This window comes from Enterobacter sp. MALB-1 (genome assembly GCF_041021625.1).
Taxonomy (GTDB): Bacteria; Pseudomonadota; Gammaproteobacteria; order Enterobacterales; family Enterobacteriaceae; genus Enterobacter; species Enterobacter oligotrophicus.
The window spans coordinates 1047282-1071801 of the sequence record NZ_JBDPJL010000001.1 but is presented as its reverse complement, the minus strand read 5'-3'; the positions used below and the strand labels follow the sequence as shown (position 1 = coordinate 1071801).

Sequence of the window (24520 nt, the reverse complement as noted above, 5' to 3'; positions counted from 1 at the left end):
CCTGCGATGACCGTGATTTACCAAACCACCATTACCCGCATCGGCCAGAGCGCAGCCGATGCGCTCAGCGACCAGATGCTGATTACCTTCCGTGAAGGCGCACCGGCAGACATCGAAGAATTTTGCTTTATCCACTGCCACGGCGAGATGAACGGTGAGCTGAAGGCCGGTAGCCAGCTGGAGCTGGGTGACACGCGTTATGCCGTCACCGCCGTTGGCGACGTCGCCGGGCAAAACCTGCGCGAGCTGGGCCACATTACCCTGCGTTTTGATGGTCAACCGCAGGCGGAATATCCCGGCACGGTTCACGTGGCGGGTCCGGTTCCGCAGGCTGTCACCCCAGGCTGCACATTAAAATTTGTTGCGTAATTAAGGAGAGCGTTATGAGTCAGGTTGCCGTTGTCATTGGTGGGGGACAAACCTTAGGAGAGTTCCTCTGCCGTGGGCTTGCCGCAGAAGGCTACCGCGTAGCGGTTGTCGATATTCAGAGTGAAAAAGCCGCCCGCGTGGCGGACACCATTAATACCGAATTTGGTGAAGGCATGGCTTACGGGTTCGGGGCCGACGCCACCAGCGAGCAGAGCGTGATGGCGCTTGCCCGCGGTGTGGACGAGATTTTTGGCCGTACCGACCTGCTGGTTTACAGCGCGGGCATTGCAAAAGCGGCGTTTATCAGCGACTTCGCACTGGGGGATTTCGACCGCTCTCTGCAGGTGAACCTGGTGGGCTATTTTCTCTGCGCCCGCGAGTTTTCCCGTCTGATGATCCGCGACGGCATTCAGGGACGCATCATACAGATCAACTCGAAATCGGGGAAAGTGGGCAGCAAGCACAACTCCGGCTACAGCGCGGCGAAGTTTGGCGGCGTGGGGCTGACACAATCTCTGGCGCTGGATCTGGCCGAATACGGTATCACCGTACACGCGCTGATGCTCGGCAACCTGCTGAAATCGCCTATGTTCCAGTCTCTTCTACCACAGTACGCCACCAAGCTCGGCATCAAAGCCGAAGAAGTGGAGCAGTATTACATCGACAAAGTGCCGCTGAAGCGCGGGTGCGACTATCAGGACGTGCTGAATATGCTGCTGTTTTACGCCAGCCCGAAAGCGTCGTATTGCACCGGGCAGTCAATTAACGTGACCGGTGGGCAGGTGATGTTCTGATAGAGCGGTATTGCCCGGTGGCGCTACCGCTTACCGGGCCTACAAAAACCTTCAAACCGTAGGCCGGATAAGGCGCAGCCGCCACCCGGCAAGTAAGGAGCCAATATGGTCACAGCACTCATCACCGTCGCTGCCATCGCCTGGATCTGCCAGCTGGCGTTCGGCGGCTGGCAAATTCGCCAGTTCAACCGGGCGTTCGATGCACTCTGTCAGAAAGGGCGCGTGGGCGTCGGACGTTCCGGCGGGCGCTTCAAGCCACGCGTGGTGGTTGCGATTGCGCTGGATGAACATAACAACGTTTGCGATTCGCTCATCATGCGCGGGATGACGGTATTTGCCCGACCGGCTAAAATCCAGGCAATCAACGGCATATCGCTGGAGGAATTGCGGCCCGATGTGATCTTTCCCCATGATTCACTCTGTCAGAATGCACTATCATTAGCGCTTAATCTGAAACATGGATAATTTCGTTGTGAACGCTATAAACTTGCGAAATTATCATTTCGCAACGTAAGGAACGAAGCGCCTATGAAACCACGTCAGCGGCAGGCGGCCATACTGGAACATCTGCAAAAGCAGGGAAAATGCTCGGTAGAAGAGCTGGCCCACTACTTTGACACCACCGGCACGACAATACGCAAAGACCTGGTATTGCTCGAAAACGCTGGCGCAGTCATTCGAACCTACGGCGGAGTGGTGCTCAACAAAGATGAAGCCGACCCGCCTATCGATCACAAAACGCTGATTAATACGCACCAGAAAGCGCTGATTGCCGAAGCCGCCGTGAAGTTTATCCACGACGGTGACTCTATCATCCTTGATGCGGGCAGCACGGTTCTGCAAATGATCCCAATGCTCAGCCGCTTTAACAACATCACGGTGATGACCAACAGCCTGCATATCGTCAACGCCCTGTCGGAGAACGACTGCGAGCAAACCATTCTGATGCCCGGCGGCACCTTCCGTAAAAAATCGGCGTCGTTTCACGGCCAACTGGCGGAGAACGCCTTCGACCACTTCAGCTTTGATAAACTCTTTATGGGCACCGATGGCATCGATCTGAACGCAGGCGTGACCACCTTCAATGAAGTGTTTAGCGTCAGCAAAGCGATGTGTAACGCCGCACGTGAAGTGATTTTGATGGCAGATTCATCGAAGTTTGGCCGTAAAAGCCCTAATATTGTCTGCAGCCTTGAAAGCGTCGATAAGTTGATTACCGACGCAGGTATCGATCCGGCGTTCAAAAAAGCGCTGGAAGAGAAAGGAATCGACGTTATCGTAACCGGAGAGAAAGATGAGTGATTTTCTGTTAAACGCGGGCCGTCAGACGCTGATGCTGGAACTGCAGGAAGCCAGCCGCCTGCCGGATCGTCTGGGTGAGGATTTTGTGCGGGCTGCGAACACCATTATCCAGTGTGAAGGGAAAGTGATCGTGGCAGGTATCGGTAAGTCTGGCCATATCGGCAAAAAAATTGCCGCGACGCTTGCCAGCACCGGCACCCCGGCATTCTTCGTTCATCCCGCTGAAGCGCTGCACGGCGATCTGGGGATGATCGAAAGCCGCGACGTGATGCTGTTTATCTCCTACTCCGGTTCGGCCAAAGAGCTGGACCTGATCATTCCGCGCCTGCAGGAAAAATCCGTTGCCCTGCTGGCGATGACCGGTAAATCCCGTTCACCGCTGGCGCTGGCGGCCAAAGCGACGCTCGATATCTCCGTTGAGCGCGAAGCCTGCCCGATGCACCTCGCCCCGACCTCCAGCACCGTCAACACCCTGATGATGGGCGACGCGCTGGCGATGGCAGTGATGCAGGCTCGCGGCTTCAATGAAGAAGATTTCGCCCGTTCACATCCTGCAGGGGCACTAGGCGCGCGCCTGCTCAATAAAGTCCACCATCTGATGCGTACCGACGATGCCATTCCACATGTCACACTCGACACCAGCGTGATGGACGCCATGCTGGAGCTGAGCCGTACCGGGCTGGGGCTGGTGGCCGTTTGCGATAATGAACGCTATGTCAAAGGCGTATTTACCGATGGCGACCTGCGCCGCTGGCTGGTGGGCGGCGGCAAGCTGGAATCACGAGTCTCAGACACGATGACCAAAGGCGGGCTGACGCTGAACGCCGACAGCCGTGCCATTGAAGCCAAAGAGGTGCTGATGAAGCGCAAAATCACTGCCGCTCCGGTGGTGGATGAGAACGGCAAACTGTGCGGTGCCATCAACCTGCAGGACTTCTACCAGGCCGGGATCATTTAACCCTTCAGCCCCAGACGCTTCGCCAGCCGGTGCAGGTTGGCGACGTCCGTTTCCAGCGCCCGCGCGCACGCTGCCCAACTGCGGTTATTCTGCTCCAGCGCGCGGGTGATCATCTGACGCTGAAATGTCTCTGTCGCCTCGCGCAGGTTCACGTTCGCCATTTCCGGTGCTTCCTGAACCACCACCTGCGCCGTTTCATCATGCAATGCGAAATGCCGCGCGTGGATCACCACTTCATCCCCTGAACGCGTTGCCCGTGCCAGCACCACTGCACGGTGAATCGCATGTTCCAGCTCGCGCACGTTGCCCGGCCAGCCGTAATTCAGCAGATGGTTGCGCGCCCCTGTGCTCAGCACCACGCGGGAAAGCCCCATTTTGAGCCGACACTGCTCGCAGAAAAAGCCCGCCAGCAGCACCACATCTTCCCCGCGTTCGCGCAGTGGCGGCACGGAGAGCGGAAAAACGCTCAGGCGATGGAACAGATCGGCACGGAAATTCCCGGCCAGCACTTCTTCGCGCAGGTCACGGTTGGTGGCCGCCAGCACGCGCACATCCACCCTTAAGCTGCGGTCATCACCCACGCGCTGAATATCGCCGTACTGCAATACGCGCAGCAGCTTAGCCTGTAGCGACAGCGACAGTTCACCAATCTCATCCAGGAACAGCGTGCCGTTATCGGCCATTTCAAACTTACCGCTGCGGTTGCTGATCGCCCCGGTAAAGGCCCCTTTGACGTGACCAAACAGTTCACTTTCCGCCACGCTTTCCGGCAGGGCCGCGCAGTTGAGATACACCAGCGGATTCACCGCGCGCGGCGAGGCTTCATGAATTGACTTCGCCACCAGCTCTTTACCGGTGCCGGTTTCACCAAAGATCAGCACGTTCAAATCGGAGGCCGCAACAATATCGATCTCTTTTTTCAACTGCATCATGCCCGGTGAAAGCCCAATCATCTCGGTGTGCGTCACCTGCTCAAACGCCGCCGGACTGCCGGGCAGAATGTTCTGGCTCTCCAGTTGCTCAATCAACAGCGCATTGTTCAACGCGCCAGCGGCCAGCGCCGCAATCAGGCGCAGCTCTTCGTCGCTGAAGGTGTCGAACTGGTCCGGTGACATACCGTCGAGGGTCAGCGCGCCAATCAGGTTTTGCCCGGCAAACAGCGGCAGGCCGATGCAGGCGTGGACTTTAAGGCTCTCCTGTCCGGGGATCAGGCCATCATACGGATCGGGCAGATCGCTGTCCGCCGGGAAGCGCACCACATCACCTGCCCTCGCAATCGTTTCCAGACGCGGGTGGCCTTCCAGAGTAAAACGCCGTCCCAGCACGTCCTGCGCCAGCCCGTCAATCGCCAGCGGAATGAACTGCCGCCCTTCGTAGCGCAGCAGCGCCGAGGCATCACACGCCAGCACGTGGCGCAGGGTGGAGATCAGCCGCTGAAAGCGATCCTGGTGGCCAATACCGGTTTGCAGTTCAATGGCGATCTTCGCCAGTACATCTACGGAAAAGCTCATGTATGCCTCGCTGTCATTTTGACAATACATATTGTCATATTGACTCTTTTTAAGATAGTCATAATGACTACCCATTACGGGCTATAAAATAATAAACCAATAAAAATCAATTAAATAAAAAACTGGCACGCATCTTGATATAGCTAAACCAACTTATTTGAAAACGCCGTATTACACTGAGGTTGCTATGTCTATTCTGGTAAAAAATAACATTCATTGGGTTGGTCAACGTGACTGGGAAGTTCGTGATTTTCACGGCACGGAATATAAAACGCTGCGCGGCAGCAGCTACAACAGCTATCTCATTCGTGAAGGTAAAAACGTCCTGATCGATACCGTCGATCACAAATTCAGCCGCGAGTTCGTGCAGAACCTGCGCAGCGAAATCGACCTGAACGATATCGACTACATCATCATCAACCACGCGGAAGAAGACCACGCCGGAGCATTGACCGAGCTGATGTCTTACATTCCTGACACGCCAATTTACTGCACCACAAACGCCATCGACTCTATCAACGGTCACCATCACCATCCGGAGTGGAATTTCCACACCGTGAAAACCGGTGATTCGCTGGACATCGGTAACGGCAAACAGCTTATTTTCGTTGAAACGCCAATGCTGCACTGGCCGGACAGCATGATGACCTACATGACCGGCGACGCGGTGCTGTTCAGTAACGACGCCTTCGGCCAGCACTACTGCGACGAACGTCTGTTCAATGACGAAGTGGATCAGACTGAGCTGTTCGAGCAGTGCCAGCGCTACTACGCCAACATCCTGACCCCGTTCAGCCGTCTGGTGACACCTAAAATCACCGAAATCCTCGGCTTTAACCTGCCGGTGGATATGATTGCGACCTCCCACGGCGTGGTATGGCGTGAAAATCCAACCCAGATTGTCGAGCTGTACCTGAAATGGGCGGCGGATTATCAGGAAGATCGCATCACAATTTTCTACGACACTATGTCCAACAACACCCGCATGATGGCGGATGCCATTGCCCAGGGCATTAACGAAGTTGATCCGAACGTAGCGGTGAAAATCTTCAACGTGGCGCGCAGCGATAAAAACGAAATTCTGACCAACGTCTTCCGCTCCAAAGGCGTGCTGGTGGGCACCTCTACCATGAATAACGTGATGATGCCAAAAATTGCTGGCCTGGTAGAAGAGATGACCGGCCTGCGCTTTCGCAACAAGCGTGCCAGCGCCTTTGGCTCTCACGGCTGGAGCGGCGGCGCGGTAGATCGTCTGTCTACCCGCCTGCAGGACGCCGGTTTTGAGATGTCCATGAGCCTGAAAGCCAAATGGCGTCCGGACATCGACGCGCTGGAAATCTGCCGTCAGCACGGCCGTGACATCGCTCGTCAGTGGGCGCTCGCACCGCTGCCTGAAGCCGTAGCAAAACCAGCCGAACAGCCGCAGACCTGTGCCGCGACAGCCAGTACAGATCTCGGCCCACGCATGCAGTGCAGCGTCTGCCAGTGGATCTACGACCCGGAACTGGGCGAGCCGCTGCAGGATGTTGCCCCTGGCACACCGTGGAGCGACGTACCGGACAACTTCCTCTGCCCGGAATGTTCCCTCGGTAAAGACGTCTTTGACGAACTGGGTACGGAGGCAAAATGAACAACGGTATCGTCATTATCGGCTCGGGCTTTGCCGCCCGTCAGCTGGTGAAAAACATCCGCAAGCAGGATGCTAACGTGCCGTTGACGGTGATTGCCGCCGACAGCATGGACGAGTACAACAAGCCTGATTTAAGCCATGTCATTAGCCAGAATCAGCGTGCTGAAGAGCTCACCCGCCAGACGGCGGGGGAGTTCGCAGAACAGTTTAACCTGCGCCTGTTCCCGTACACGTGGGTAAGCGATATCGACGCCAGCGCGCATGTGGTGAAAGCAAAAGATAAAACCTGGCAGTACGACAAGCTGGTACTGGCGACAGGTGCCTCCGCTTTCGTTCCACCGGTTGAAGGCCGTGAGCTGATGATCACCCTGAACAGCCAGCAGGAGTATCAGGCCAGTGAAACGCTGTTACGTGACGCACAGAAAGTGATGATTGTCGGCGGCGGTCTGATTGGCACCGAGCTGGCGATGGATTTCTGCCGTGCGGGAAAATCCGTCACCCTGGTTGACCACGCAGCCAGCATTCTGTCCGCGCTGATGCCAGCAGAAGTAAGCAGTCGCTTACAGCATCGTCTGACCGATATGGGCGTGCATCTGCTGCTGAAATCTCAGTTGCAATCTTTGACTCAAACCGGGAGTGGCATCCGCGCCACGCTCGACCACAACCGCAGCGTTGAGGTGGATGTGGTTGTCGCGGCCACCGGCCTTCGTCCGGAAACCGCTCTGGCACACCGTGCCGGAGCAGAGACAAACCGTGGCGTGAAGGTGGATAGCTACCTGCAAACCACGCAACCGGATATTTATGCTCTGGGTGACTGCGCCGAAATCAATGGTCAGGTTCTGCCCTTCCTGCAACCGATTCAGTTAAGCGCCATGTATCTGGCAAAAAACCTGCTCGGCGCTAACGCTCCGCTGAAACTGCCCGCCATGCTGGTGAAGGTAAAAACACCGGAGTTGCCGCTGCATCTCGCAGGTGAAACGCAGCGACAGGATCTAAGCTGGCAGATAGCCATTGAACCACAGGGGATGGTGGCTCGCGGTGCTGACAACGACGGGCAGTTACGCGCCTTCGTGGTCAGTGAAGATCGGATGAAGGAGGCTTTTGCTCTGCTGAAATCGTTGCCTGCATAACCCTCCGTCTCTTACCACGCTTACTTAACCTTCGGATTTTATTATCCACAGCCCCGATGTCCTGGGGCTTTTTTTTGCGTATTTTATTCAAAATATAAATACAAAGCAGATAAATCATCGCTATCATTCCTTTTATTATTTCTTCCATCAATATATAAATGCGGAACACCTGAAAAACATTAACCTGTTTTATTCCCTGATTCCGGCTTACGCTGAAAAGGTATTCCTCAGCCGGAGATATCCCATGGCCACCTTTACCAAAGAACTTAACTATCTTTCCAGCTATTTTAAACAGGCAAAGAAAGTGGAACCTGTTTTATTTCGCTGGTTTTACCTGAGCCCGGAAGCGCGTATAGAGCGCCTGCGCGAACTAATGATGCCGGTGAGCCGCGTTAAACGGTAACCGTAACAAAAAACGGCTCTGGTGCCGTTTTTTGTTACGCTAAAAGCGGAACTCTTTATTAATTGCTTCATTGTTTATCTGAAGAATGATTTGCTTAACAAATATAACTTAAATTTATTTATTCGGTGTCACATTTTTATTCAAGCCTCTTTCATCTCAAAATAAAAGCTGTTATTTTTCGACGTGAATTAAGTCCTTTTGGAATCCTATCTCATGAACGCATTCAGTTATCTGCAACGTCTGGGTAAAGCCCTGATGCTGCCTATCGCAACCTTACCGGTTGCAGCCATATTATTACGCCTCGGCCAGCCTGACGTTTTTAATATTCCCTTTATCGCCAGTGCGGGTGGCGGGATCTTCGACAGTCTACCGCTGTTATTTGCGTTGGGTATTGCCATTGGTCTGGCGAAAGACAATGCAGGCGCAGCGGCACTCGCCGGTGCTGTCGGCTTCCTGGTGCTCACCAAAGCCACGGCGGTAATTAACGCATCAATTAACATGTCCTTCTTCGCCGGGATCATTGCGGGCGTGGTGGCAGGCCACTGCTACAACCGCTTCTCAAACACTAAGCTGCCAGATTTCCTCGCATTCTTCGCCGGTAAACGCCTGGTGCCGATCATGACCGGGTTAATCTGTCTGTTTATCGCCTGGATCTGTGGCTACGTATGGCCTTCCGTACAGCACGGGATTGATACCTTCAGCCTGCTGGTGTCACGCAGCGGCGAGCCAGGCTGGTTTATCTATGGCGTACTTAACCGTGCGTTGATTCCATTTGGTCTGCACTACATCCTGCACTCTGTCTTCTGGTTCAGCCTGGGTGATTGCCTGAAAGTCACCTACGATGCGGCAAGTGCAGTACACAACATCTGCCTTGCGCCGGATGTGGTGAAAGGCCTTGTCGTGGGCGGTGCGGTGCCGGGTATCGACGGCTCCAACATTACCCAGATTGCCACCGATCTGACCCGTGGCGATCTCAACCGCTTCTTCGCGGGCGATCCGCATGCCGGTGTTTACATGGCGTGGGCGTACCCCATCTTTATGGGTGGTCTGCCAGGTGCTGCGCTGGCAATGTACTTTGCTGCGCCAAAAGCACGCCGTTCTGCGGTAGGCGGGATGCTGCTTTCCGTTGCGCTGACGGCCTTCCTGACCGGTATCACCGAGCCAATCGAGTTCTCCTTCCTGTTCCTCGCCCCTGCCCTGTATGCGCTACATGCAGTGCTGGCTGGCGTGAGCATGGTGATCGCCAACAGCCTCGGCGTGCTGCATGGCTTTGGTTTCTCGGCAGGGCTTATCGATTTTGTCCTGAACTGGGGACTCGCCACAAAACCGTGGATACTGATCCCACTGATCGCCCTGTTCTTTGTGATTTACTTTGTGGTGTTCAGCTTCGCTATTCGCTTCTTCAAACTGAAAACGCCGGGCCGCGAAGATGATGACACCGTAACAGGCGATTCTGACGATCAGAGCGAAGCCATCGCACACTATATTGCTGCGCTCGGCGGCAAACAGAACCTGAAAATTGTCGATGCCTGCATTACGCGTCTGCGTTTAACGCTTGTGGACAACAGCGTGCTGGACGAACCCGCGCTGAAAGCGCTGGGTGCCAAAGGCATTCTGAAGATGGGTTCACAGAATGCGCAGGTCATTCTGGGACCACAGGCGGAAAGTATAGCGCTAAAGATACGCGCGCAAATCGATAGCTAACGCAGTTCCTTATTCCCTCTCCCGCAGGAGAGGGAATAAAACCGGAACACTTTACACATCCAAACCTTATTTATTCCGCAAAAAAAACCTACACTCTCACCATCCCTCTCTTATTACCGGTACGCCGCATGCGACAGCTTCAAAAAATCCGTCAGTATCAACGGCTTTATCAGCACTACGGTGCAGAGCCAAAGCCCACGACCATTGCTGAAGTTGCCGAGGTGGCGCTGTGCAGTGAACGCCATGCCCGCACGCTGCTGCGCCAGCTTGCACAAAGTGGATGGCTAAGCTGGAATGCACAACCGGGGCGCGGGCACCGCGCCCTATTGCATTGCCTGGCGACCACCAGCGAACTCAGCGCGCCGTTAATGCATGCCTGCCTTGAGAAAGGGGATTATCAGAGCGCCCTGCAACTGGCCGATGGCGATCCGGCGAGCCTCCACCACATTATTACGCCGTTTCTTGGTGGCAAGTGGCTCAAGCACCAGCCGACATTACGCATTCCGTGGTATCGCCCGTTGACCTCACTTCACCCGGCGTTGCAGCGGCGTCGCGCTGAGCAGCATATCATCTGTGCGGTTCACGCAGGTCTGACGCGCTATGCTCCCGGTCAGCCACAACCGCTCCCCGATTTAGCTCACCACTGGGATGCCAGCGATGACAAACGCTGCTGGCATTTTTATCTGCGTAGCGGCGCTCACTGGCATAACGGACAGCCCATCAGTGATGGCGATATTCTGTTTGCGCTGCAACAGATGCTCACGGACCCGGCTCGTAACGCAGGGTTAAAACATGTCCAGCGCGTGTCGCTGGTCGCCCCCTGGTATCTGGAGATCACGCTGGACACGCCTGACGCGATGCTGGCACACCGCCTCGCCCATCACGTTTGCCGTCTGCCGCATCCGCAGCAGCCGGATATCGGTGCCGGGCCTTTTGCTATCGCCCATCACCATTCGCATTATCTGCGCCTTGAGCGGCAGCCCTGGTACTTTGCTGCCCATCCACTCCTGCACGCGATTGAATTCTGGCGAACCCGTACTGAGGCGCAAAAACCCGCGTGGATAACCGTCGGAAAAGGACAGAACGCGCAGGAGGCTGCGACTTCCACCAGCGGTGGATTCGCCTGGTTGATGATGAATGCAAATCTTCCCCTGCCGCAGGCAATCTGGCTGCGCCAGGCGATCCAGACGATTAATCAGCAAAAATTTTCCCACCGGAACGATCTGGAAACCCGCACGGAAATTCTTCCTGGCCTTAACACGCCTCGTTCTCCGGTCATACCTGACGTGCCACTTCCCAAAACACTCACGCTGGTCTGCTACCACACACCGGAACTGCGTGAACTGAGCGACACATTGCGCACGCATCTCAAAAAACAGGGCTGTGAGCTGATCATCGCCTGGAAGGATCGTGACGAATGGCATGCCCCCGAAGCCCTGGAAAAAGCCGATCTCCTGCTTGGCGACTATCTGGCGGGCGAGCTACCCGGTTTTGCTCTGGCAGAGTGGTTTACCGACGAACCGGCGTGGGCCACGGCACTGGGGGAAAAAGTGTGGGATGAAGAGAAGCAGAAACTGATGGCATACTGCGAGAGCGAGGAGAGTCTGGATCGCAATCTGGCCCCCTTCTTCCGGCATTTACTGGAAAGCGGCGCGTGTACGCCGCTGTTTCACTATCGCTACCGCATCAATACCATGGAAAATGTGCAGGATATTGTGCTCACCGCCGGTGGCTGGCTTGATTTCACGCGCGCCTGGCTACCTTCTGGTCAGGAACGCACTACCAGCGCATCGTAGCCGCGCCAGCGGTAGTTGACCATAGAGATCAGCCAGCAGGCGACAAACAGCCCGACCACCACGAATCCGGCGTTGCCCAGGTTATCATTAACCGCACCAATGAAATCCCAGACGCCGCCGCTGAGGGAGAATTTATCCATCAGCAGACCCAGCGCTTCCAGCCCGCCGATAAACAGCGCCACCACTACCGATGTGCCGGTGATGGTCATGTTGTAGTAGAGCTTGCGCTGCGGTTTGTTAAACGCCCAGCCATAAGCGCCCACCATCAATAAGTTATCCAGGGTATCCACCAGCGCCATTCCGCTGGCAAAAAGTGCCGGGAAGATCATAATCGACCACACCGACATGCCACTGGAGGCGCTGGCGGCGGAGATCCCCAGCACACCAATTTCTGTGGCGGTATCAAAACCCAGCCCAAACAGGAAGCCAACCAGGTACATCTGCCAGCTCTTGTTCACCAGGCGAAAGGTCGCACCAAACAGCCAGTTCATCACCCCACCCTGAACCGGAAGCGTCGTATCACTGCTGACCGCGCGTCCCTTTTTCAGCGCCTGAAAACTGCGCCAGACGCCACGCAAAATCACCATATTGACCAGCGCCATCGCCAGCAGGAAAGTGGCTGAAACGGCGGTGCCAATCAGGCTGCCGGTTTCGTGGAACCAGGCCATGTTTTTCTGAAACGCCGTGGCGGTAGCGGCAATAGCAATGGAGGCCAGCACTACGATGGTGGAATGTCCGAGGGAAAACCACGCACCCACGCCGGATGGACGCTTGCCCTGCTGCATCATCTTACGAGTGACGGTATCAATCGCCGCAATATGGTCCGCATCAACCGCATGACGCAGGCCATAGCACCAGGCCAGCAGGCTTGCCGCCATCAGCGCCGTGCTGCCGCTGAAGGTTTTCCACGCCCATCCCCAGGCCAGCAGGTTGGCCATTATCAGAGCCAGCAGCAGGAACGCTGCGCGAGGTTCATTGCGTAAGAGTCGTAACATTTTAAGTCCTTTGTGAACATGACCGGGCAGCGACAACCACTGCCTGCCCGAAGGAAATCGCCCCGTCACCCGCAGGCAGATGATGAGGAAAAAGAAGCGTAAAGTCAGAGAGGTAATGGCGCAGGCGCGCGCGCAGCAGGCGGTTATGTAACACGCCACCGCTGAGGCAGATTGTCGACAGCGATAAACGTCGGGCATGGCGCGCAGCGAGGTCCGCCAGCCCTTTTGCCAGCGCATCATGAAACGCCCATGCGCGCTCGCAGGGGGCCGCCTGCCAGCCCAGCCACTGTTGCCAGAAAAGCGCAAGATTATCCACCGACAGGGTGACGGGGTGTTTTACGCCTGCGCATGTTGCTGCCAGCGTTTCCAGCCTGCACGCCGCTTCGCCTTCATAGGTTTGTGTTTCAATGCCCAATGCACAGGCCACCGCGTCAAACAGGCGACCACAGGACGAGGCCAGTTGCGCATTTATACCACGAGAAATCGCCGTCGCCAGCAGCGGCCAGTTTTGCCGCTGAACAACGTGCGTTTCCGGATACTGCTGCCAGCCAGGCACAAACGCCAGGCAGTGGGCGAGAAGATTACGCCACGGCTGCCTGGCCGCCAGATCGCCACCCGGCAGCGCCACGGCAGGCAGTCCGCCCAGATGTTCGCACTCAAGATAATTCACCCGCAGACACTCGCCGCCCCACAGCGCGCCGTTTTCGCCCATGCCGATCCCATCCAGCGTTAACGCGATAACATCCCCGCCGTCGAGCGGCCAGCCGTTTTCTGCCAGGCATGCGGCTGCGTGAGCGTGGTGATGCAGGACGGTTTCGACAGGCAACGCCTGCGTTTCCGCCCACTGGCGAGCGCGGTATCCCGGATGAGCATCGCACACGACGCGCTCCGGCTGAAAAGCATAGATCTGCTGCATGACCGACAGCGCTGAGCGCCACTGCGCGTCAACGCCTTCGTCACTGAGATCGCCGAAGTGCTGGCTCAGCACCGCCTGGTTCCCGCGCACCAGGCAGAAGGTGTTTTTCATCTCTGCGCCAGTGCACAACATAGCGGGGATATTGCTAAAACCGGTGGGTAAAGTGATAGCATCCGGCACGAAACCGCGCGCACGACGCAGGATCGCACCGTCATCATCCATCACCGAATCATCCATCCGCAGCAGGATGTCGCGATTGTGCAGCAGAAAGCCGTCAGCGATCTCCGAAAGTTCTTCCAGCGCCTGCTGATTACCAATGGCGGGCGGGCGACCGCTGAGATTGCCGGAGGTCATCACCAGCGGGTGCGGGCAATCCATCATCAACAGATGTTGCAGCGGGTTCGCAGGCAGCATGACACCAATGCAGCCCAGACCTGGCGCAATCGCCTCAGGAAACGCAGGCAGACACGTTTTTGGCGTAAGCACAATGGGAGCGGCAGGAGCGCGTAACAGCGTCTGAACCGACGCCGGCAGGTTATCCGCCTGCGGGATCATCACCGCCAGCGGCTTCGCCGGGCGCTGTTTACGTGACCGCAGTTTTGCTACCGCATGTGGGTTGAGCGCATCGCAGGCGAGGTGAAAACCGCCCAATCCTTTGACCGCCACAATGCCGCCGCCTTTTAACATCGCGACCGCCGCGCTCAGCGCCTGTTCACGCGTGGCACGTTTATCTCCCGAACGCCATTCAAGCTCCGGACCACAGTCCGGGCAGGCGACCGGCTGCGCGTGAAAGCGCCGGTCGGCAGGGTTGCGGTACTCCGTTTCACAAGGCACACAAAGCGGGAACGGTGCCATTGCCGTGGCCGGACGGTCATAGGGCATTGCGCGGATAATGGTAAAACGCGGGCCGCAGTGGGTGCAGTTGATAAACGGATAGCGATAACGGCGCTCGCGAGGATCGCGCATCTCTGCCAGGCATGCGGGGCAGGTGGCGGCATCCGGCACAATTTGCGTGTCCATCGCCCCACTCGCGCTGTGACGGATGGTGAATTCGTCTGGCAGCGTTGCCCAGTTAAAAGGCTGAGAGTCTATTTCATCAATACGCGCCAGCGGTGGGCAGCCCTGGCGCAGCCTTGTGATAAAGGCCCCACCCTTACCCGCGAGGCGTACCAGCACGCCTTCTCCATCGTTGCAAACATCGCCCGCTAGCTGAAGCTGATGCGCCAGCTGCCAGACGAAGGGCCGAAATCCGACGCCCTGCACTTTGCCGCGCACCCGCAACTGTATGCCGTTACTGCCCATCGCGGCTTAAAACAGCAGTGACGACGAGGTGTCGAACGCCGCGCGACGGCGTTTTTCGGCGCTCATCTGCTCAAGTTTATCGCGATCCACGCAGACCAGCGCGTGTGTCGGACAGGCTTCCATGCAGGCCGGTCCGGCTTCACGATGGTAGCAGAGGTCGCATTTGTTGGCTTCGGCCTTCTCCGCGCGCACGCTCAGGCCGAGACCGCTGTTGCGCACGACCGGGCGAACAACCACCTCCATCGCACCATACGGGCAGGCCACCACACAGGTTTTGCAGCCAATGCAGCGCTCCTGCATCACATGCACAAACCCTTTTTCACGTTTAATCGCCCCGTTTGGGCAGACATTCGCGCACGGCGCATCTTCGCACTGGCGGCAAATCGCTGCTGTCGAAATGTTCACGCCCTTAATCACGTGAATGCGCGGCAGGAAAGTGTCCGGGGTCAGGGAGGCGCAATCCTGCTCCGCCTGATGAGATACAACACATGCGACTTCACAGGTCCGGCAACCAATACACTTACTGGCATCGGCCATCATAAAACGGTTCATCTGCTTCTCCAGCATAACAGTCATGCGCGGAGCTATTCATAAACCGTGCCAGTTTTTAACGTCTTGATTTATTGAGATTAAAAAGAAGAGGCCGTGCTGTCATCGTCAGAAGTGACGATGACAGCTGTCGACGTCAGCAGTGCGGGCCTGCGATAACAGAATCGCGCAGGATCAGCTCGCCAGAGAACGTTTGTTGATATTTAAACTCACCACCGTCGAGCATGAAGATCAGGCGACTGATGGTCTCTTTGATCATCTCCGTCACCGGAATACGAACGCTGGAAAGAGACGGCACGATGTATGGCGCTATGGCCACATCGTCGAAGCCAATCACCGACACCGCGTCTGGGGTGGCAACCCCGCTGTCGTGAAGTTGTTTCATGGCACCGATCGCCATATCGTCGTTGCTCGCGACCAGCGCCGTAAAGGTTTCACCGCGGGATAGCAGCTCAGAAACCGCCGCCGCACCGCTGGCCGGGTTCCACTTTCCTTCGGCGATCAGCGTTTCACGCAGCGGGATACGGTGCTGCGCCAGTGCGTCTTTATAGCCGGAGAGACGCTCAACCCCGGTGGGGGAATCCAGCGAACCGGTGATAAACGCGATGTCGCGGTGCCCTTTTTCGATCAGCTGCGACACCGCCTCCCGGCAGGAGGCTTTATGATCCGACCAGACGCTGTGGCTGCTGTTTTTCCGCAGGCGGCGGTTGAGAACCATAATCGGCTGCTCGCATTTCTCAACGATATCGTCCATCTCCTCCACGCTCAGGAAGCGCGGGTAGATGATCACCGCATCGCAGCGCATATCGAGCAGGTACTGGATCGCCTCGCGCTCTTCATCGGCGCTGTGCTTGCCGTCCGCCAGGATCAGCTGCCGCCCCTTCTCTTCCGTCATTCGCGCGGCGTGGAACAGCAGTTCGCTAAAATAAACGCCGTGATAGAGGGTGTTGGTCACTACCAGCCCCAGCGTCTGGGTACGTTTCGTTGCCAGGTTTCGCGCCAGCAAATTCGGGCGATAACCGCTCTCTTCGATGGCCTGAAACACCCGATCTTTGGTCTCCTGGCTGACGTAGCCATTCCCCGACAGTACCCTTGAAACCGTCGCTTTCGAAACGCCTGCCCGTTTCGCCACTTCCAGCATCGTGGTCATGTTGTTATTCCCTTTGAAACTGATGGGCGCAGTGTACTGCACCACAGAATAATTGTCGCAGCGGCGATATCACGCTTTGAGTCACTCAAAGTGATCATCATCACGAAACAAAAAAATGCATAAAAAGCGATCTTGTTTCATTCAATGAAACTCATGATGATTATGTGGAACCGGTTTCCTACATTTCTCACAACGATAACAGGATCACATCCGATGGCCAAAAATTATGCCGCGCTGGCGAACGACGTTGTCAGCGCGCTTGGCGGCAAAGACAACATCGTCGCCGTCACTCACTGCATGACGCGTCTGCGTTTCGTCCTGAAAGACGAAAGCCTCACCGATGCCGCGCGTCTGAAAAGTATCAACGGTGTGCTCGGCGTGGTGCGCAGCGACAACCAGTGCCAGGTGATCATTGGCAACACCGTTTCTCAGGCGTACCGCGAAGTGGTGAGCCTGCTGCCAACCGACCTGCAGCCTGCCGTGCCGGAAGGCCCAAAAAAAATGACGCTTAAACGCATGGGTGCCGGGATACTTGATGCGCTGATCGGCACCATGTCCCCGCTGATCCCGGCGATCATCGGTGGCTCGATGGTCAAGCTGCTGGCGATGATCCTTGAGATGACTGGTGTGCTGGAAAAAGGCGCGCCGACGCTCACCATTCTGACGGTGATCGGTGACGGCGCGTTCTTCTTCCTGCCGCTGATGGTGGCGGCTTCCGCGGCGGTGAAATTCAAAACCAACATGTCGCTGGCGATTGCCATTGCAGGCGTACTGGTGCATCCGAGCTTTATCGAGCTGATGGCGAAAGCGGCTCAGGGTGAACACGTAGAGTTCGCCTTAATTCCGGTAACGGCGGTGAAATACACCTACACGGTGATCCCGGCGCTGGTGATGACCTGGTGCCTGTCGTACATCGAACGCTGGGTCGATCGCATCACGCCAGCCGTAACCAAAAACTTCCTCAAACCGATGCTGATCGTGTTGATTGCCGCCCCGCTCGCCATCGTGCTGATTGGGCCGCTGGGCATCTGGATCGGTAGCGCCATCTCTGCGCTGGTGTACACCATTCACGGCTATCTGGGCTGGCTCTCCGTGGCGATTATGGGCGCGCTGTGGCCGCTGCTGGTGATGACCGGTATGCACCGCGTGTTTACGCCGACTATCATTCAGACCATTGCCGAAACGGGCAAAGAAGGGATGGTGATGCCGTCGGAAATCGGCGCGAACCTGTCGCTCGGCGGCTCCTCGCTGGCGGTAGCGTGGAAAACCAAAAACCCGGAACTGCGCCAGACGGCGCTGGCGGCGGCAGCCTCTGCCATTATGGCGGGCATTTCTGAACCGGCCCTGTACGGCGTCGCGGTACGTCTGAAACGCCCGTTAATTGCGAGCCTGATCAGCGGCTTTATCTGCGGCGCGGTAGCCGGAATGGCAGGGCTTGCCAGCCACTCAATGGCGGCTCCGGGGCTGTTCACCAGCGTACAGTTCTTCGACCCGGCCAACCCGATGACTATCGTCTGGGTGTTTGGCGTAATGGGCCTGGCGGTTGTGCTCTCGTTTGTTCTGACTCTGATATTAGGTTTTGAGGATATCCCGGTCGAAGACGAAGCTGAAAAAGCACGTGCCCTGCAAACCGCACCGGTTCAGGCCAAAGCAGCACAAGCATAATTTGAAAGCGAGGTAAAAATGTCTGTTTTTCCACAAGGATTTTTATGGGGCGGCGCACTGGCCGCCAACCAGAGTGAAGGCGCATACCGCGAAGGCGGCAAGGGGCTGACCACGGTCGATATGATCCCCCACGGTGCCAACCGCCTGGCGGTGAAGGTCGGGAAGGAAAAACGGTTTTCGTTGCGTGACGACGAGTTTTACCCAAGCCACGAGGCGATTGATTTTTACCATCGCTACAAAGAAGACATCGCCCTGATGGCGGAGATGGGTTTTACCGTGTTCCGCACCTCGATTGCCTGGAGCCGACTCTACCCGAACGGCGACGAACCGCTGCCGAACAAAGAGGGTATTGCCTTCTACCGCGCGGTGTTCGAGGAGTGCAAAAAGTACAACATTGAGCCGCTGGTGACGCTGTGCCACTTCGACGTGCCAATGCACCTGGTGACGGAATACGGATCGTGGCGCAACCGCAAAATGGTCGATTTTTTCGCCCGCTACGCCCGCACCTGCTTTGAGGAATTTAACGGGCTGGTGAAATACTGGCTGACCTTCAACGAAATCAACATCATGCTGCACAGCCCGTTCTCCGGTGCGGGGCTGGTGTTTGAAGAAGGCGAAAACGAAGATCAGGTGAAATACCAGGCCGCACACCACGAGCTGGTGGCGAGCGCGCTGGCGACAAAAATCGCTCACGAGGTCAACCCGGAAAACCAGGTCGGCTGTATGCTGGCGGGCGGCAATTTTTACCCGTACTCCTGCAAGCCGGAAGACGTGTGGACGGCGCTGGAGAAAGACCGCGAGAACCTGTTCTTTATCGACGTGCAGGCGCGCGGCAGCTACCCGGCTTACTCTGCCCGCGTGTTCCGCGAAAAAGGGGTGGTGATTGTTAAAGACCCTGGCGACGACGAGTTGCTGAAGAACACCGTCGATTTTGTCTCGTTCAGTTATTACGCCTCGCGCTGCGCCTCGGCGGATATGAACGCGGGCAACACCAGTGCGGCGAACATCGTGAAATCTTTACGTAACCCGCATATTCAGGTGAGCGAATGGGGCTGGGGTATTGACCCGCTCGGCCTGCGCATCACCATGAACATGATGTACGACCGCTACCAGAAGCCGCTGTTCCTGGTGGAAAACGGGCTGGGCGCGAAGGACGTCATTGATGAAAACGGCGAGATCAACGACGACTACCGTATCAGCTATCTGCGCGAGCATATCCGCGCGATGGGCGATGCGATTGAAGACGGCGTACCGCTGATGGGCTACACCACCTGGGGCTGTATCGACCTGGTGGCGGCGTCAACGGGCGAGATGAGCAAGCGCTACGGGTTTGTGTACGTTGACCGGGACGACGCCGGTAACGGCACGCTGGACAGAAAACGCAAGAAGTCGTTCTGGTGGTATAAGAAGGTGATTGCGAGTAACGGGGCGGATCTGGAGTAGCCTGTTGCCGGGTGGCGGCTTCGCCTTACCCGGCCTACGGTTTTGTAGGCCCGGTAAGCGCAGCGCCACCGGGCGCTGCTCAGAGCTGAGAAAAACCCCCGTCCCCAACCCACCCCGCAAGCCGTGAATAAACCTCCTCCACCGCCTCTTTTACCGGCGGCGTCATCGGATAATAAAACCCGACGATATCCGGTTGAATGCCCAAAAACAGCACCTGGCCCACGTCGTCCTTAATCTGATCGACAAGGTAGTTGAGCGGCATATTGTGGGTGGTCATCATAAACATTTCGGCGATGTCGTCCGGGTCAATCAGGCGGATCTCGCCGGGGTTGAGCCCCATGTCGGTAGCATCCACGATTAACAGCCTGTCCGGACGCAGTTCGCGGATGGCGACCACGTCATTTTCCGGCGCGCTGCCGCCGTCAATCACCACCCAGTTGCCCTGCGGGTTTGCGGCGCACATCTCTGCCAGCAGCGGGCCCGCACCGTCGTCGCCCATCATGCTGTTGCCGACACACAGTAAAACGTCAGTCACGTAGTCTCCTCACCATCAGGTAGATGGCGCTCTCCTGATGAATATCGTGCAGCATGCTAAGCAACGTTTTGCTCCACGCCTGCTGCTCGGGGGTTTGCTTATTCAGTGCGGCATCAAACGCGTTGGCGAGCATCGCGATATGATTAGCGTCGATCACGATTTCGCCATACTTCGGCACGCCTTCCATTTTGCGCCGCGCCGTGCTGCCCTCCTCCAGCGTGGCGATCCACGCCAGATACGCCGGCCACGGGCAGCTTAACGCCGCCTCCAGGCAGTCGATCACCCCCAGGTGGTGGCCAATCGCCAGGCTGTAATAGACCACCTGCTGCGCCGCATCCGGCGTGGCATCGTTCTCATCAATAAATTTACGGCTCAGCTGACTGAACACCACCGTTTCACTCATCGGATACGCGCCTCATCCACAATGCTGTTCAGGTTCGCCACAATCTCATTCAGACGCGGATCGTTCTCCGCCTCCAGCCAGCGCGCCACCTGATGGTCGCCCTGGCTGAGCAGGCGCAGATAATCATCGGCAATCTGACGCCCGTAGCGGTAGCCCGCCAGCCTGCGCGCCGTGCGGTCAACTTTCACGCGCAGCGGCTGGACCATGTCCGGGTGCAGGATCGCGGCGGGCTGATTATCAAGCTCGCCAGGTTCACGGGCGTGGATTTTCTGCTCCAGCAGACCGAGCGCCATCGCAAAGCCGTACAGCGTCGCAGCAGGCGTCGGCGGGCAGCCTGGAATGTAAACATCCACCGGCACGATTTTGTCGGTGCCGCCCCAGACGCAATAGAGGTCATGGAAGATGCCGCCGCTGTTGCCACAGGCACCGTAAGAGATACAGATTTTCGGGTCGGGGGCAGATTGCCAGGCGCGCAACGCAGGCGAGCGCATCGCGCGGGTGACGGCACCGGTAAACAGCAGAATGTCCGCATGGCGCGGGGACGGCACCACTTTGATGCCGAAGCGTTCGGCGTCAAACAGTGGCGACAGCGTGGCGAAGATCTCAATCTCGCAGCCGTTGCAGCCGCCGCAGTCCACGCGATAAACGTAGGCCGAGCGTTTGATTTTTTTCAGCAGCGACGTCTTCATGCTGGCGATGGATTCATCCACCGTCATTGGCACCGGAATGCCGTTGTTGTCGCGTGGGCCGAGTAAATTTTCCATTAGCTGGCCTCTCTCATATGGCGGGTGATATCGATACGGTCAGACGGCAACAGGCACTTCTGACGTTTGCATTCCGGGCAGGTTTCAAAACTTTCACGGTGATGCTCCGCACGCAGGTCACCGTTGTGCTTCAGCAGGGCAATGGCGTAGTCGATCTCTTTTTGCACGGCGAACGGACGCTGGCAGATGCGGCAGCTGCAGAGTTCAAAGCGCGACTGCTGAAGGAAGTCTTCTTTTTTCCACACCGCCAGCTCGTACTCCTGCGAAAGACGAATAGCGGCCGTCGGGCAGACCTCCTCGCAGCGGCCGCAGAAGATGCAGCGCCCGAGGTTAAACTGCCAGGCCAGCTCGCCTGTTTTCAGGTCTGTTTCCACCGTCAGCGCATTCGACGGGCAGGCGTTGACGCAGGCCGCGCAGCCGATGCACTGCTGCGGGTTGTGCTCCGGCTTGCCGCGAAAGTTTTTATCGACCGGCATCGGCTCCAGCGGGTAGCGGCTGGTCTGCGTGCCGGTTTTGATCACTTTTTTGATAAAGGTAAACATGGCGAGTCCTTATTTCAGCGGCGAGTTTTTACGCTCGATGCTGTAGCGCTCAAGCTCTTTGTACGGCACCACCTGGCTTTTCTTTTTACGCACATCCACCACGGTCATGCGGTCGGTGCAGGAGTAGCACGGGTCGAGGCTGCCGATGATCAGCGGCGCGTCAGAAACGGTGTTGCCGCGCAGCATATAGCGAAGGGTCGGCCAGTTGGCGTAGGTCGCCGCACGGCAGCGCCAGCGGTAGAGCTTCTGGTTGTCGCCGGTCATGCTCCAGTGGATGTCATCCCCGCGCGGCGCTTCGGCAAAGCCGAGGGCAAAGCGGTTTGGAATGTAGGTGAAGCCCTCCACCATCAGCGGGCCACCCGGCAGGTTATCGAGGCCAAAGTCGATCATGTTCAGCGCAGTGAATACCTCGTTGATACGTACTTTCAGGCGCGAGATCACGTCACAGCCCTGCTCGCTGTGTACCGTCATCGGCAGCAGGCCGTAGCCAACGAACGGGTGATCGGCGCGGGTGTCGCGGGCGTGACCACTGGCGCGCACCATCGGACCAACGTTGCTGAAGTCGCGGGCGATTTCCGGGTCAAGACGGCCAATGCCGACGGTACGCTGCTCAATGTTTGGCGTACTGAGCAGCATGTCCACCAGCTCCTGCACGTCGCGGCGCATCTGCTGCGCCAGTTGACGGGTCTGGATCATGTCGTCTTTCAGCAGATCGCGGCGAATTCCGCCGATCAGGTTCAGGCCGTAGGTTTTACGCGCCCCGGTGAGGATCTCCGCCATTTTCATGGACGCTTCACGCACGCGGAAAAACTGCATAAACCCGGCGTCGAAGCCGACAAAATGGCAGGCCAGGCCGAGGTTGAGCAGGTGCGAATGCAGGCGCTCCACCTCCAGTAGAATGGCGCGGATCATCTGCGCGCGTTCCGGCACCACGATCCCCATGCCGTTTTCCACCGAGGTGGTGTAGGCGGTGCTGTGGGCGAAGCCGCAGATGCCGCACACGCGGTCAGAGAGGAACGTCACCTCGTTGTAGCCCATGCGGGTTTCCGCCAGCTTTTCCATCCCGCGATGGACATAGAACAGACGGTAGTCGGCGTCGATAATGTTTTCGCCGTCAACAAACAGGCGGAAGTGGCCCGGTTCGTCGGAGGTGACGTGTAGCGGACCGATCGGCACCACATTGTTCTTTTTGCTGCCGAGTTCGTTAATGAATTCGTAGGTTTCGCTGTCGGTGGTCGGAGCCGGACGCTGACGATAGTCCATGCTGTCTTTACGCAACGGATAGAGTTCATCCGGCCAGTCGTCCGGCAGCACCAGACGACGCTCGTCCGGCAGGCCCACCGGCACCAGGCCGTACATGTCACGCACTTCGCGCTCACCCCAGACAGCGGCGGGCACGCGCGGCGTGACGGACGGATACTCCGGCTTATTCGGGTCGACCTCCACGCGCACGGTGAGCCAGCACTTCTCGCCCTGCTCCATTGACATCACGTAGTAGACCGCATAGCTCCCGCACAGCTGGCGCTCGTCGTTACCGAACAGCACCGACAGCCAGCCGCCCTGCCGGTAGTAAAGAAACTCCACCACCTCCGGCAGATAGTTCACCTTCACGGTAATCGTGATCTGGTCTTTGGTTTGCCAGGACTCCTCCAGCACCACGCCGGGAAAAGCCTGATGCAACGCGGCGAGATACTGCTGACCTTTCTTTTCTTCAGACATAAAAACTCTCTTTAATCACGCCACCAGCAAGGAGACGAACGCTAAAAATGCAAAACCAAAACCGGCCCAGGTGATGCGTGACGTCGCGACAAAACGCAGGCGCGCCATGCTGTTTTCAAACAGGGCAATCACCAGCACGACGATAAGCAGCTTGAGCGCAGCTGCCACCACCGCCAGCACCAGACCGCCCACGGAGAAGTGCGTCATCTGCCCCCACGGGAAGAAGACGCCGACAAACATCTGCAGCACCACCAGCTGTTTAAGGCTGATGCCCCACTTCAGCACCGCGAAGCCGTAGCCGCTGTATTCGGTGAGCGGCCCTTCCTGTAATTCCTGCTCGGCTTCCGCGAGGTCGAATGGCAGTTTGCCCATCTCGATAAAGGTGGCGAACGCGCAGGCGCAGAGCGCCAGAACCAGAGGAATGGATCGAGCCACCGGCCAGTGGTAGACGGTATCGGCGATATTGCTGATGTGCGTTGAGCCTGCGACCTGCGCGGCGACCCACAGCCCCAGCAGCAGGATCGGCTCAACCAGCACGCCGAGCATCGCCTCGCGGCTGGCACCGATACCGGTAAACGGGCTCCCGGTGTCCAGACCCGCAATCGCAAAGAAGAAGCGCGCGATAGCGAAGAGGTAGATAAGCGTAATCAGATCGCCCAACGCGGGCAGCGGCGAACCCACCGTCACTACCGGCAGCGCGGTGGCGATGGTCAGCATCACGCCGAGCATCACAAACGGTGTCAGGCGGAAGACCCAGCCTGCCGCATCCGGCGCGACGCTCTGGCGAGAGAGCAGCTTGAAGAGATCGCGGTACTCCTGGAGCACGCCGGGCCCGCGACGGTTGTGCATTCGGGCGCGCGCCACGCGGCTCACTCCGGAAAGCAGCGGCGCAACGGCAAATAACACCAGCGCCTGAAGTATTGCCAGTAACAGACTCATG

The 24520-nt window shown here is 57.4% G+C and carries 23 protein-coding genes; 12 read left to right on the top strand and 11 right to left on the bottom strand.

Annotated elements, in window-relative coordinates; genetic code table 11:
* Positions 1-6: 6 nt before the first annotated feature.
* From srlB to gutQ, 5 genes are all read left to right on the top strand, one after another.
* Positions 7-369: a PTS glucitol/sorbitol transporter subunit IIA gene (gene srlB / locus ABGB15_RS05190; protein WP_152082005.1), complete on the top strand. Its 363-nt coding sequence runs from the start codon at positions 7-9 to the stop codon at positions 367-369.
* Positions 370-383: 14 nt separating this feature from the next.
* Positions 384-1163: a sorbitol-6-phosphate dehydrogenase gene (gene srlD / locus ABGB15_RS05185; protein ID WP_152082006.1), complete on the top strand. Its 780-nt coding sequence runs from the start codon at positions 384-386 to the stop codon at positions 1161-1163.
* Positions 1164-1268: 105 nt separating this feature from the next.
* Complete coding sequence (gene gutM / locus ABGB15_RS05180) at positions 1269-1628, top strand: transcriptional regulator GutM (RefSeq protein ID WP_215722622.1); 360 nt, start codon at positions 1269-1271, stop codon at positions 1626-1628.
* A 63-nt stretch (positions 1629-1691) separates the two neighbouring features.
* Entirely contained in the window at positions 1692-2465 is a 774-nt protein-coding gene (locus tag ABGB15_RS05175; RefSeq protein ID WP_152082008.1) for a DNA-binding transcriptional repressor, read from the top strand.
* Positions 2458-3423, top strand: coding sequence for an arabinose-5-phosphate isomerase GutQ (gutQ, locus tag ABGB15_RS05170; RefSeq protein WP_215722621.1), 966 nt, complete (start codon positions 2458-2460; stop codon positions 3421-3423). The genes ABGB15_RS05175 and gutQ overlap by 8 nt, the downstream gene beginning before the upstream one ends.
* Here the strand turns inward: gutQ and norR are convergent.
* On the bottom strand, positions 3420-4934 hold the full coding sequence (norR, locus tag ABGB15_RS05165) for a nitric oxide reductase transcriptional regulator NorR (protein WP_215722620.1): 1515 nt from the start codon (positions 4932-4934) through the stop codon (positions 3420-3422). The two genes, gutQ and norR, sit on opposite strands and share 4 nt — an antisense overlap.
* Before the next feature lie 187 nt (positions 4935-5121).
* Between norR and norV the strand changes: the two genes are divergently transcribed.
* The 5 genes from norV to ABGB15_RS05140 all read left to right on the top strand — a co-directional run bounded on the left by norV (position 5122) and on the right by ABGB15_RS05140 (position 11597).
* The gene (norV, locus tag ABGB15_RS05160) at positions 5122-6564 is read left to right on the top strand and encodes an anaerobic nitric oxide reductase flavorubredoxin (protein WP_152082011.1); all 1443 of its coding nucleotides are present in this window, start codon (positions 5122-5124) and stop codon (positions 6562-6564) included.
* The gene (gene norW, locus ABGB15_RS05155; protein WP_152082012.1) at positions 6561-7694 is read left to right on the top strand and encodes an NADH:flavorubredoxin reductase NorW; all 1134 of its coding nucleotides are present in this window, start codon (positions 6561-6563) and stop codon (positions 7692-7694) included. The genes norV and norW overlap by 4 nt, the downstream gene beginning before the upstream one ends.
* 244 nt (positions 7695-7938) lie before the next feature.
* The gene (locus tag ABGB15_RS05150; protein WP_167515534.1) at positions 7939-8097 is read left to right on the top strand and encodes a hypothetical protein; all 159 of its coding nucleotides are present in this window, start codon (positions 7939-7941) and stop codon (positions 8095-8097) included.
* A 213-nt stretch (positions 8098-8310) separates the two neighbouring features.
* Positions 8311-9801, top strand: a complete 1491-nt coding sequence (nagE, locus tag ABGB15_RS05145) for an N-acetylglucosamine-specific PTS transporter subunit IIBC (protein ID WP_215722619.1) — start codon at positions 8311-8313, stop codon at positions 9799-9801.
* Between the two features lie 128 nt (positions 9802-9929).
* A complete protein-coding gene (locus ABGB15_RS05140; protein WP_215722618.1) occupies positions 9930-11597 on the top strand; it encodes an SgrR family transcriptional regulator in 1668 nt (555 codons plus the stop codon).
* Here the strand turns inward: ABGB15_RS05140 and ABGB15_RS05135 are convergent.
* The 4 genes from ABGB15_RS05135 to ABGB15_RS05120 form a co-directional block, all read right to left on the bottom strand.
* The gene (locus ABGB15_RS05135; RefSeq protein WP_215722617.1) at positions 11570-12592 is read right to left on the bottom strand and encodes a HoxN/HupN/NixA family nickel/cobalt transporter; all 1023 of its coding nucleotides are present in this window, start codon (positions 12590-12592) and stop codon (positions 11570-11572) included. The genes ABGB15_RS05140 and ABGB15_RS05135 overlap by 28 nt on opposite strands.
* 1 nt (position 12593) lies before the next feature.
* Positions 12594-14810, bottom strand: coding sequence for a carbamoyltransferase HypF (gene hypF, locus ABGB15_RS05130; protein ID WP_215722616.1), 2217 nt, complete (start codon positions 14808-14810; stop codon positions 12594-12596).
* Between the two features lie 6 nt (positions 14811-14816).
* Entirely contained in the window at positions 14817-15362 is a 546-nt protein-coding gene (gene hydN / locus ABGB15_RS05125) for an electron transport protein HydN (protein ID WP_152082017.1), read from the bottom strand.
* 133 nt (positions 15363-15495) lie between these two features.
* Entirely contained in the window at positions 15496-16509 is a 1014-nt protein-coding gene (locus tag ABGB15_RS05120; RefSeq protein ID WP_152082018.1) for a LacI family DNA-binding transcriptional regulator, read from the bottom strand.
* A gap of 213 nt (positions 16510-16722) precedes the next feature.
* On the opposite strand from ABGB15_RS05120, the gene ascF reads away from it, so the two are divergent.
* A complete protein-coding gene (gene ascF, locus ABGB15_RS05115) occupies positions 16723-18174 on the top strand; it encodes a PTS cellobiose/arbutin/salicin transporter subunit IIBC (protein ID WP_152082019.1) in 1452 nt (483 codons plus the stop codon).
* A gap of 18 nt (positions 18175-18192) precedes the next feature.
* Positions 18193-19617, top strand: coding sequence for a 6-phospho-beta-glucosidase (locus ABGB15_RS05110; RefSeq protein WP_215722615.1), 1425 nt, complete (start codon positions 18193-18195; stop codon positions 19615-19617).
* A gap of 79 nt (positions 19618-19696) precedes the next feature.
* Here ABGB15_RS05110 and hycI read toward each other — a convergent pair whose 3' ends face one another.
* From hycI to ABGB15_RS05080, 6 genes are read right to left on the bottom strand one after another with little or no spacing between them, the layout of a single operon-like run.
* Positions 19697-20152 carry a hydrogenase maturation peptidase HycI gene (gene hycI / locus ABGB15_RS05105; protein ID WP_215722614.1) on the bottom strand — a complete coding sequence of 152 codons (456 nt, stop codon included), beginning with the start codon at positions 20150-20152 and terminating at the stop codon, positions 19697-19699.
* Complete coding sequence (locus ABGB15_RS05100; RefSeq protein ID WP_215722613.1) at positions 20145-20555, bottom strand: formate hydrogenlyase maturation HycH family protein; 411 nt, start codon at positions 20553-20555, stop codon at positions 20145-20147. Before ABGB15_RS05100 ends, hycI begins: the two co-directional genes overlap by 8 nt.
* On the bottom strand, positions 20552-21319 hold the full coding sequence (locus tag ABGB15_RS05095) for an NADH-quinone oxidoreductase subunit B family protein (protein WP_215722612.1): 768 nt from the start codon (positions 21317-21319) through the stop codon (positions 20552-20554). Before ABGB15_RS05095 ends, ABGB15_RS05100 begins: the two co-directional genes overlap by 4 nt.
* Positions 21319-21861, bottom strand: a complete 543-nt coding sequence (locus ABGB15_RS05090; RefSeq protein WP_215722611.1) for a formate hydrogenlyase complex iron-sulfur subunit — start codon at positions 21859-21861, stop codon at positions 21319-21321. The genes ABGB15_RS05095 and ABGB15_RS05090 overlap by 1 nt, the downstream gene beginning before the upstream one ends.
* Before the next feature lie 9 nt (positions 21862-21870).
* Positions 21871-23580: a formate hydrogenlyase subunit HycE gene (gene hycE / locus ABGB15_RS05085; RefSeq protein WP_215722610.1), complete on the bottom strand. Its 1710-nt coding sequence runs from the start codon at positions 23578-23580 to the stop codon at positions 21871-21873.
* Positions 23581-23595: 15 nt separating this feature from the next.
* Entirely contained in the window at positions 23596-24519 is a 924-nt protein-coding gene (locus ABGB15_RS05080) for a respiratory chain complex I subunit 1 family protein (protein ID WP_215722609.1), read from the bottom strand.
* Between the last annotated feature and the right edge of the window lies 1 nt (position 24520).

Coding starts and splice junctions, on each gene's coding strand:
- hydN (WP_152082017.1), bottom strand. CDS start 15,362: ATGAACCGTTTTATGATGGCCGATGCCAGTAAGTGTATTGGTTGCCGG.
- hypF (WP_215722616.1), bottom strand. CDS start 14,810: ATGGGCAGTAACGGCATACAGTTGCGGGTGCGCGGCAAAGTGCAGGGC.
- hycE (WP_215722610.1), bottom strand. CDS start 23,580: ATGTCTGAAGAAAAGAAAGGTCAGCAGTATCTCGCCGCGTTGCATCAG.
- srlD (WP_152082006.1), top strand. CDS start 384: ATGAGTCAGGTTGCCGTTGTCATTGGTGGGGGACAAACCTTAGGAGAG.
- ABGB15_RS05135 (WP_215722617.1), bottom strand. CDS start 12,592: ATGTTACGACTCTTACGCAATGAACCTCGCGCAGCGTTCCTGCTGCTG.
- ABGB15_RS05150 (WP_167515534.1), top strand. CDS start 7,939: ATGGCCACCTTTACCAAAGAACTTAACTATCTTTCCAGCTATTTTAAA.
- ABGB15_RS05175 (WP_152082008.1), top strand. CDS start 1,692: ATGAAACCACGTCAGCGGCAGGCGGCCATACTGGAACATCTGCAAAAG.
- ABGB15_RS05095 (WP_215722612.1), bottom strand. CDS start 21,319: ATGGAAAATTTACTCGGCCCACGCGACAACAACGGCATTCCGGTGCCA.
- nagE (WP_215722619.1), top strand. CDS start 8,311: ATGAACGCATTCAGTTATCTGCAACGTCTGGGTAAAGCCCTGATGCTG.
- ABGB15_RS05120 (WP_152082018.1), bottom strand. CDS start 16,509: ATGACCACGATGCTGGAAGTGGCGAAACGGGCAGGCGTTTCGAAAGCG.
- ascF (WP_152082019.1), top strand. CDS start 16,723: ATGGCCAAAAATTATGCCGCGCTGGCGAACGACGTTGTCAGCGCGCTT.
- ABGB15_RS05110 (WP_215722615.1), top strand. CDS start 18,193: ATGTCTGTTTTTCCACAAGGATTTTTATGGGGCGGCGCACTGGCCGCC.
- gutM (WP_215722622.1), top strand. CDS start 1,269: ATGGTCACAGCACTCATCACCGTCGCTGCCATCGCCTGGATCTGCCAG.
- norV (WP_152082011.1), top strand. CDS start 5,122: ATGTCTATTCTGGTAAAAAATAACATTCATTGGGTTGGTCAACGTGAC.
- ABGB15_RS05090 (WP_215722611.1), bottom strand. CDS start 21,861: ATGTTTACCTTTATCAAAAAAGTGATCAAAACCGGCACGCAGACCAGC.
- srlB (WP_152082005.1), top strand. CDS start 7: ATGACCGTGATTTACCAAACCACCATTACCCGCATCGGCCAGAGCGCA.
- norW (WP_152082012.1), top strand. CDS start 6,561: ATGAACAACGGTATCGTCATTATCGGCTCGGGCTTTGCCGCCCGTCAG.
- ABGB15_RS05080 (WP_215722609.1), bottom strand. CDS start 24,519: ATGAGTCTGTTACTGGCAATACTTCAGGCGCTGGTGTTATTTGCCGTT.
- ABGB15_RS05140 (WP_215722618.1), top strand. CDS start 9,930: ATGCGACAGCTTCAAAAAATCCGTCAGTATCAACGGCTTTATCAGCAC.
- ABGB15_RS05100 (WP_215722613.1), bottom strand. CDS start 20,555: ATGAGTGAAACGGTGGTGTTCAGTCAGCTGAGCCGTAAATTTATTGAT.
- norR (WP_215722620.1), bottom strand. CDS start 4,934: ATGAGCTTTTCCGTAGATGTACTGGCGAAGATCGCCATTGAACTGCAA.
- gutQ (WP_215722621.1), top strand. CDS start 2,458: ATGAGTGATTTTCTGTTAAACGCGGGCCGTCAGACGCTGATGCTGGAA.